This is a genomic window from Haliscomenobacter sp. (assembly GCF_040403615.1).
Classification (GTDB): Bacteria; Bacteroidota; Bacteroidia; order Chitinophagales; family Saprospiraceae; genus Haliscomenobacter.
On sequence record NZ_JBBAKG010000169.1, the window covers coordinates 1 to 8,891 of the forward strand.

Below are 8,891 nucleotides of genomic sequence, written 5' to 3' on the forward strand. Positions count from 1 at the left end.
TCTATTCAAAACCCTCTCAAAAAATCGGGAAGTAATTTTTTGCGTCAGACTAAGCAATATTGTGCATAAACTATAAGCAAATGAATCATTATTGACCAATGCCCTCCTTCCGTCTTGGAAGGGGGGTATTGATTTTTATTACTTTTGCGGAGCTTAGAAAATCAAATCTTCCTATGTCAGCACGCGCCTTAAATCTATCCTTGCTTGTCCTGGCGATTTGTAGCCTCCTTGGTTGCAAAAAAAAGGATCTGCTTTTTGAAAAAATCACCTCCGGCCATTCCAATATCCATTTCAACAACCAGCTCAGCCCCGATGCTACCTTAAATGCGTTTACGTTTACCAATTTTTACAATGGCGGAGGGGTTGGCGTTGGGGATTTTAACCACGATGGCCTGCCCGACCTTTTTTTTAGCGGCAATCAGGTTAGTTGTGAACTCTACCTCAATCGGGGCAATTTCAAATTTGAATCCATCACTGAAAAAGCGGGGATCAAAACCGATCGTTGGTGCAGCGGGGTTTCTATAGTTGACATCAACCAGGATGGCTGGGACGACATTTACCTCAGCGTAGCTCAGGGGCCTGGCTTAAATAATTCACGTAACCTGCTGTTTATCAATCAAAAAACCAACAACCCCAGTTTTATCGAATCTGCCCAGGCCTATGGACTCGACTTCGCTGGATTTACCACCCAAAGTGCTTTTTTTGACTACGACCTTGATGGCGACCTGGACGCTTTTTTGCTCAACACCGCCCCGGATTTGCAAAATCCGACCACCTTGCGCCGCCAGATGAACAATGGCTTTTACCCCTCCACCTCCAAACTCTTGCGCAATGAAGGCATTGGCAAAGCCGGGCATCCGGTTTTTGTGGATGCATCCGCCGAGGCCGGGTGTCGTTTCGAAGGCCTGGGCTTGGGCCTGGTTATTTCCGATCTGAATCAGGACGGCTATCCCGATATTTATTGCTCCAACGACTTCATGAGCAGCGACATCCTGTACCTCAATCAGAGGGATGGGACTTTCAAAAATACCATCCAATCTGCCATGGCCCATACCAGCCAATTTGGAATGGGCGTCGACGCCGCAGACCTGAACAACGATTTGAAAATGGATGTGCTGCAACTGGACATGTTGCCTGCGGACAATGCCCGCCAAAAACAAATGCTGGGCAAACACGACTACGACAAAAAAGAATTGAGCATTTCCCCTCAGTACGGGTATCAATTGCAATACATGCGCAATATGTTGCAAATCAATGAAGGGAATGATGAGAATGGGCCGGTTTTTAGCGAAATGGGGCTTTTGGCGGGAGTAGCAAAAACCGATTGGAGTTGGGCTACCTTACTCAGCGATCTGGACAACGATGGCCACAAAGACATTTTCATCAGCACCGGTTACCGCAAGAACATCACCGATCTGGATTTTATCAACTATTACCAGGGTTCAACTTATTTTGGAAACGACGCCAGTAAAAATGAAATGCGGGAAAAGTTAATGGCCAAAGTACCCGACGTTAAACTGCGCAATTGTGCCTTTCGAAATGCTTCCAATTTTGCTTTTGAAGATGTTGCCCAAAAATGGGGGCTGGATGAGCTGTCTTACGCCAACGGCGCTGCCTATGCCGATTTGGATCAGGATGGCGATCAGGATTTGATCATCAACAACATCGATTCCGAAGCCTCTATTTTCAAAAACAATACCCGCGAGACCCTCCAGCGGAATTACCTGAAAATCCGTTTTCGGGGCGCTGCGTCCAACCGCGACGGAATTGGCGCCAAGGCAACCATCTGGTCAAAGGGCCATGCCCAGGTCGTAGAAAATTTTCCGATTCGAGGGTATCTGTCTTCCATGGAATCGGGCATTTTTGTTGGCTTGGATAAGGAACCTTTGATCGACTCCGTCCAGGTAAACTGGGGCAAAAACCTGGTCACTACAAAATACCGGGTCAAAACCAATCAAACCATCGTTTTCGACATTAAGGATGCCAAAAGCAGATCATCAAAAGCAACATCAGCGCCCAAAACCTTTGAACCTCTGGCCAATTTGATCCCTTATCAGCACCAGGAATCTGGTTTTATCGACTTTAATCAGACCGTTGCATTGCATAAAATGTTGTCCAGAAACGGCCCGGCTGGCGCCGTTGGTGATTTGAATGGGGATAAGCTGAGCGATGTGGTCATCGGTGGAGCGTACCAGGGCAGCCCAAGCACTGTCTACTTGCAGCAAAAGAATGGACAATTCGCAACCTCAAAAAACAGCTTATCTACCGAGATGGAAGTTGGAGGAATTGCCCTATTTGATGCCGATTCGGATGGAGACCAGGATGTGCTGGTCGTGGGTGGAAGCAATGAAAAATCTCTCAGCAATTCAAATGCATTCCAACCCAGGTTTTTTGAAAACAATGGCAAAGCCGAATTCGTCCAATCTCAAAAACTTCCGGCACTCGTCGTCAGCAGTCAGACCGTACGTATGCTTGACTATGACCAGGATGGGGATTTGGACGTCTTCATCGGCGGTCGCCAAACGCACGGTGCATATCCTTTACCTGCCAGTAGCTATATTTTGCGCAACGACAAAGGAAAATTTACGGATGTGAGTCAACAAATTGCCCCTGATTTGGCCAGATTAGGTATGGTTTGTGACGCTTTGCCCCTGGATGTTGATCAAGACAAAGATACCGATTTGGTACTGGTAGGAGAGTGGATGCCTTTGACGATCCTGGAGTACAAAAATGGCCGTTTTCAGCTCCGGCATATGCCTGATACAGAAGGGTGGTGGAATACGCTAGCTGCGGCTGACTTTGATCGTGATGGGGATCTGGATTTACTGTTGGGCAATGAAGGCCTGAATACCAATTACCGGGCTTCTTTGAAAGAACCAGTAAAAATGATCGCCAAGGATTTCAATCAGGATGGCCAGATCGATCCCATCATGGGCTATTTTATCCATGGGCATTGTTTTCCAAGCTTACCCCGCGAAGCCTTGAACCAGCAAATCGTGCAGTTTCGCAAAAAATACACCAGCTATGCTGAATACGGAAAGGTTGGATTTGAAGATTTGTTTGCTAAAAAAGACCAGGCGGATGCTTATCAACTGGAAGCGAAAGAATTGCGGAGCTGTTATGCCGAAAATCAAGGCAAAGGCATATTTGCCCTCAAACCACTACCCATAATGGCCCAAAAATCCCCAGTATTTGGTTTTTTGGTAGCCGATTTTGACCGAGATGGCAACCTTGATGCTTTAGTAACGGGCAATTTTTATCCCAATGAAGCCCATCTGGGGCGACAAGATGCCTCGCGTGGACTTTGGCTGAAAGGCAAAGGCAATGGCGATTTTGAAGTAGTGCCCAATGAAAAAAGTGGATTGAACATTTCCGGGGATGCGCGGCGGTCTTACCCGATTGACCCGCAGCGATTTTTCACGTTGGTGAATTCCGGGGCGGTTATTGCCCACCGAATCAAGGAATAAGTTTAGAGTTAAAGAGTTGAAAAGTTTGGCAATGTGAAATTTACAACAACGCACGACCGAACTTTTCAACAATTCAACAATTCAACAATTCAACTCAATTCACCACCAATCTTCCAATCTTCCGTTCCTTACCCATCGAAACTTCGATGATGTAGGTGCCAGTTGCCCAGCCAGAAACAGAGATGATATCTTGTTGTATGCCTGTAAACATCACTTCTACTTGTTTGCGATAGACCGGTTGTCCCAACATGTTGAGTACCCGAATACTCAATGGACTCTTTTCGGGTTGATCCACCGTCAGGGTAATGCTCGATCTGGCCGGATTGGGGTAAATCAACATTCCCCTGAAGTCTTCCGGTACACTGCGGCAATCCTGGCGCAAATGCTCCAGACTGCGGTAAACGTTCAATCTACCTCCAGTGGTCGTAATGTCCTTCAGGGCTTCGATCTCGTCAACCCCTTTGAGCAAGGCTTCTTTTACGCGCAAGGCGCTTGCTGAAGGCTCAATGAGCGTCTTTTGCGCAAAATCCTTACAAGGTACACTGTATAGGAGTGCAATAGAACCGGCCAGGTGTGGCGCTGCCGCCGAATTGCCGTTGAAACTGCCATAAGTGCCAAAAGGCTTGGTTGTAAAGGAGTTTTGCCCAGGCGCACCCATGTCAATCGACGTTTTGCCGAAGGCGGAACCTACATACCGTTGGTCTACTTCGGTGGTATTGAGCACCGTAAGCAGGTACGGGCTGGGACAAGTGGTGGGCATGTCACCGACCTCATCGATGTCCCATGGATTATTGGCCGCACCAGCAGCGGTCAGGACTCCCACTTCGCCCAGGCGGTCGTACATGGCACCCCACAGCGGCTGGTCTTTGCAAAACACGCGATTGATGCCAAAAGAGGCATTTGTAACAACCACAAAAGCACCATCCTTGCCATTGGAGCGGTTGTAGCGATCACGTTGCTCGATGATGTACTCATAAGCAGAAATGATTTCTGAAACCAGCCGGGCCTCCAATACCATAATTTTTATCTTCCAATTGATGCCGCTTACGCCGATACCGTTGTTGCCCACCGCACCGATGATCCCGGCAACCGACTGCCCATGCTGATCGACCTGGTGTTTTCTGGAATTTTGAATAAAGTTCCATCCCTGGGTATCGTCAATGTAGCCATTGCGGTCGTTGTCTTTGCCATCATTGGGTATTTCACCCTTGTTTTTCCAGATGTTGGCCGCAATATCTTCGTGATTTACATCGAAGCCGCTGTCCAACACCGCTACAACGATGGTATCCCCTCTGGCGGTTACTCCTCCAGTGGTAATCCCCCAGGCTTTTTCGGCCTGAATGGTAGCCAAGCCCCATTGTTCCTGCAAATTGGGATCGTCAGGATCGTTGCGGCTTTCTACGTAATAGTCAAAAGCAACGTCTTCAACCCCAGCTTGTTGGCGCAATTCGTCCAATAAATCGTCTGGTTTGATGGTCGTGGAGTCGTACATCATCAAGTGTACGTTTGAGCGTATACTCAGGGATTTTTCCAGCCAAACCCCACCTCCGGCACGGCTATGCGTTGCAAAATCAACCATGAATTGAGCGGGTGGCGTGTCTTCCTTGAGTTTGACCAAAACCCTGGCTTTGAGCGGCACTGATTGTGCTTGTAAAAACACAAAAGGCAATAGCAAGAGCAATGGCAACAGAAGTGTTCGTCTTCTTACCATAAATATGTTTTTGCGGTTAAAAATGTATTGGGAGGAGGGACCCACGATTGTTAACCAAAAGCCTTGCCAAACCGCGTTGATATGAATTTTTTTTTTAATTTTTTTTCGTCCCTAAAAGCAAAGTGCACCAAGGAACCCAAATTGGTTTTCCCTTGATGCACTTGCAGTATTTGGAATCAGGAAGCTTGTATTGCCTTATTTAAAATCATCGAGGCTTTTGGGCATGCCCTCGTTCATCATTTGTTTGCGCATCTCCGCTTTAAGCTTTTCGTAGTTTTTGAATTGGGCGTCACTGAGCAGCTTTTTCAACTCCTTCTCTTTGCGCTTGTTAATCTCGCTGCCTTTGGTGTACATCGTCCATTGTGAGGCGCCTTGATCGAACACCTCTTTCTGCATGATCTCCGCGTATTTGAGGTTGAGGGCATGAATAGGCTTGATTTGGTTTTCCTGCAACAGCAAGACGGTCTTCATTTTTTCGGTTTGCAGCTTTGCCCGCTCTTGTGGCGTACCAAAAGGGCTGGCGGTTTTGCTTTGCGCGTGCATGGTTATGGCACAACAGCTGAGCATCAGGATGATCAGGGTTTTCATAGGGATGATTTTTTAGGTGAATTACTCGGTTACCCGGTTTTTGATTTGGTGAAAAGTTTTTTCGTAATCCGGGTGGTTGGTGCCCATCAGACGATCCCAAATGTTGAAATACAAACCGTAATTGTGCTGCACTTTAGAATGGTGCATGTTGTGGTGCGTAGGCGTATTGAACCATTTCCAAAACGGATGATCCACAAAACCCTTGGGTGCGATCTCGTAACCCAAATGCCCCATTACGTTGAACAACAATGACCAGGTGGCAAACAAAAACAACACCAGAGGATGAAAAGGCACTATCAGTACAATCAGGGGCACTATCCCAATTTCCAGAATGGCCTCCAGGGGGTGAAAGGACAAGGCAGCCAATGGCGTAGGGTTAAAAGACAAATGGTGAACCCGGTGAAAAATGGGAAATAATTTAGGGTGGTGTACCATGCGGTGCATCCAGTAAAAGTAGGTGTCGTGCAAAAACACCAGGAACCAAAAGGAAAAGAACAAATAAGCCAACCCGTGTTCACTCAAGTTCAGGTAGATGTGGGTGAACCCGTTTTTGCGCAGCCAATAAATGCCCAAGCCAACCGTGCCCCAAATGAATGCCGTGGCAATAGAATGCGACAACTCATTGGCAATGTGCTTGGTTTTGGGGGAAATTTGCTGAATTTTTATGCCGAAATATCGCCGCTGGAAAAGCACGTAGAAGATCAAAAAAGCAGTACCTGCAAAAATCAGGTACCGCATAAAAATGGCCATTGACCCCAGCAACCAGCCAGGCAACAGACCGAAATGTTCAATGAGATAATCCATGGTATTACTTTTTGAGCTTGGGAAAAAATTAAGTTTGTTTGATGCCTCAAAGTAACAAGGCTTTCAGTTGGACTGCAAAATCTTTCAACCAACAGTGCAAAGGTTTCAACCAACGGTAAAGGAGCAAACACGAAGTTTCAGAGAGCAAGAATATAAGCTTCAAAAACCACCTGATTGTAATACCCATAATCCAGCCACGAGTAGCCCTGGTCACCCCATTTATTGCCCCAGGAATTGAGAATTTTAAATGCATTTTTGGCATCATCAAATCCAATTACCACTGTAGCGTGGCCGCTGGTTTTATTGCCAATTGGACTTTTCCAAATGAATTGGGCATTGGCATTTTCGAAGCCGTCATCGGAATTTACGCCAACCAAAATCGGCTGTTTAAGCAACATCTTTTTGAGTTCAACTGTGGAAAACCCTTCTACTTTGGCATAACTGGCAATGCGATAACCAGTAGCCAATGCTTTCTGATTGGGATTAGGCAACTCTTTACAGGAAACATCGGTATAGGGCATATCTTTCCAAAGGCATACGCCTTGCTCAACGAGTAAATCGAGCGCACCCAGGTGTTTGTCGGTGGTCACAAAATAGGCCCCTTTCTCGCAATCCGAGGAAATTCGGATTTGATTGTACACGTATTCCGGGCTGAATACACTGCTGTAATTGATCGTTGCATCCGGGTTGATAAAGTTGTTGTCCTGGTAAAAACTTCTTGCAGCATAAGCCGTTGCCCAAGCCACACATGCTCCTTCGTTGGCTTGGCCTGTGGGTTCTGGTGGTGGCATTTTCAAATTGAACGAAGTTGGTAGCTTTCCATTGAAACTGCTTTTTTCCGCAAGCTTGATTTTTGCCAAACGTTCGGGAGGTGTTCGATTCAATCCCAATTGTCTTCTTCCTAGTATTTTTCCGATTGGTTCGGGAGTGATGACCGTTTCATTGTCCTGGCAAGCTCCCAATAGGAAACTTGCCAGAACAATTGCCAAAGTAACGTAACGCATACTAACAAATGCTAATGGTAAAACTCTTGCCGTTGGTCGTAATGGTCGCGGTACAATTGCTGTTGAAAACTATGGTTCCGGTGTACGAAAACGTCTTGCCAGTTAAGGTTTTTCCCGAAAGATTAAATGTTCCTGTGCCACTCAAAATCTGGTAAGTTGATTTGTTGACTTGCAAATTCGACATGCTGATCGACAAGTTGCTGGTTACGGACTTCGGGGTAGCAACATTCAAGGTTTGAGCGCCATTGCGGACATACTCGGCATTGACGACATAATTGCTACTCTTGACTTCCAATCCAGAAAAAGTAGCAGTGCCGGTACCAGCGTCTTTCGATGAAACCTTAGCCACCTGATATTGGCCAGAAGTACTGAGCGAAAACTTCAAGGAAGCAGGAACTTTTGCTGGAGTACAGGTCAACAACCAGGACAATTGAGCGGAATACGCGTAGGTTCCACCACTTTTTGAAAAGGTTGAATCCTTGCTTAATCCGCAATAATAAGGATTGTTGACGGTCACAGATTTGCTGGCTACATCTTTGATGAAGGTACTCATGCCATTGGTTTCGCCGGCCAAGGCATACTGCACAACGGCTGCAGCTTCTTCGTTTGATAAAGTGCTACCCGTGGCTGCCAATGCACTGTCTTCTTTTTGGCAGGACATAAAAGTCATGGCAATGGCCACAAATGCGAATAAGGTTTTCATAATGGTTGATTTTGGTTGTGAAAAATGATTTCGATGCCACAAAACAAACCCTTTGGATCCCGAGGTCAAAATATGTTCAACCAAGGGTAGAAAACCTTCAATGAACGGAGAGAGTGATGAGTTATGAGTTATTCTGGTTCAATACGGATAGATGGGTTCGTTGAAGAATTTTGACCGTTAGTTGAAAATGCCCGGTTTTGCGAACTCCTTTGTGTAGTTTTGAATCCATACATTCAAGCAATGACAACAAACTCTCATTTTTTGAACAACCAGCGCCTTAAAGTCGCCTTTCACATTGGTGTTTGGGTGGTCTTGATTCTGGTTTACGCCTGGGTTTTTCAACCTTTATTTGGCGCAATGAGTATAAGCATTTTGAGAGGGCTCGGCAATTTGCTGCCCATGGCGCTGCTCTTTTACGCCAACCTTTGGCTGGTGGAGCGCTATTTTGAAAAGAACCACTACATCCAGTTTTTGCTGTGGTCAACCTTGTTGATTATCGGCATTGCCGCTTTTAGGGTCAATTTGAACCAGTTGTTTCCGGAAATCAAACCCGACGCAGTCGTACTGGCCCAAGGCAACAAATGGTGGGCAGGAGCCATTCTGACCAATATCCT

At 46.3% G+C, this 8,891-nt stretch carries 7 protein-coding genes; 2 read left to right on the forward strand and 5 right to left on the reverse strand.

What is annotated here, in order from left to right; genetic code table 11:
- The first annotated feature begins 173 nt into the window (after positions 1 to 173).
- A complete protein-coding gene (locus tag ABW391_RS27570; RefSeq protein ID WP_353485130.1) occupies positions 174 to 3,467 on the forward strand; it encodes a VCBS repeat-containing protein in 3,294 nt (1,097 codons plus the stop codon).
- 94 nt (positions 3,468 to 3,561) lie between these two features.
- On the opposite strand, the gene ABW391_RS27575 is transcribed toward ABW391_RS27570, so the two are convergent.
- The 5 genes from ABW391_RS27575 to ABW391_RS27595 all read right to left on the reverse strand — a co-directional run bounded on the left by ABW391_RS27575 (position 3,562) and on the right by ABW391_RS27595 (position 8,277).
- Complete coding sequence (locus tag ABW391_RS27575) at positions 3,562 to 5,178, reverse strand: S8/S53 family peptidase (RefSeq protein ID WP_353485131.1); 1,617 nt, start codon at positions 5,176 to 5,178, stop codon at positions 3,562 to 3,564.
- Positions 5,179 to 5,373: 195 nt separating this feature from the next.
- Positions 5,374 to 5,766: a DUF4890 domain-containing protein gene (locus tag ABW391_RS27580; protein ID WP_353485132.1), complete on the reverse strand. Its 393-nt coding sequence runs from the start codon at positions 5,764 to 5,766 to the stop codon at positions 5,374 to 5,376.
- 21 nt (positions 5,767 to 5,787) lie between these two features.
- Positions 5,788 to 6,570, reverse strand: a complete 783-nt coding sequence (locus ABW391_RS27585) for a sterol desaturase family protein (RefSeq protein WP_353485133.1) — start codon at positions 6,568 to 6,570, stop codon at positions 5,788 to 5,790.
- 137 nt (positions 6,571 to 6,707) lie between these two features.
- The gene (locus tag ABW391_RS27590; RefSeq protein ID WP_353485134.1) at positions 6,708 to 7,574 is read right to left on the reverse strand and encodes a C1 family peptidase; all 867 of its coding nucleotides are present in this window, start codon (positions 7,572 to 7,574) and stop codon (positions 6,708 to 6,710) included.
- Position 7,575: 1 nt separating this feature from the next.
- Positions 7,576 to 8,277 carry a hypothetical protein gene (locus ABW391_RS27595; RefSeq protein WP_353485135.1) on the reverse strand — a complete coding sequence of 234 codons (702 nt, stop codon included), beginning with the start codon at positions 8,275 to 8,277 and terminating at the stop codon, positions 7,576 to 7,578.
- 240 nt (positions 8,278 to 8,517) lie between these two features.
- On the opposite strand from ABW391_RS27595, the gene ABW391_RS27600 reads away from it, so the two are divergent.
- Positions 8,518 to 8,891, forward strand: a 374-nt coding sequence (locus ABW391_RS27600) for a hypothetical protein (RefSeq protein WP_353485136.1), incomplete at its 3' end; no start/stop codon positions are given.

Bases quoted from the DNA above. Each gene is read 5' to 3' on its own strand.
- ABW391_RS27570 (WP_353485130.1), top strand. From the start codon at position 174: ATGTCAGCACGCGCCTTAAATCTATCCTTGCTTGTCCTGGCGATTTGT.
- ABW391_RS27575 (WP_353485131.1), bottom strand. From the start codon at position 5,178: ATGGTAAGAAGACGAACACTTCTGTTGCCATTGCTCTTGCTATTGCCT.
- ABW391_RS27580 (WP_353485132.1), bottom strand. From the start codon at position 5,766: ATGAAAACCCTGATCATCCTGATGCTCAGCTGTTGTGCCATAACCATG.
- ABW391_RS27585 (WP_353485133.1), bottom strand. From the start codon at position 6,570: ATGGATTATCTCATTGAACATTTCGGTCTGTTGCCTGGCTGGTTGCTG.
- ABW391_RS27590 (WP_353485134.1), bottom strand. From the start codon at position 7,574: ATGCGTTACGTTACTTTGGCAATTGTTCTGGCAAGTTTCCTATTGGGA.
- ABW391_RS27595 (WP_353485135.1), bottom strand. From the start codon at position 8,277: ATGAAAACCTTATTCGCATTTGTGGCCATTGCCATGACTTTTATGTCC.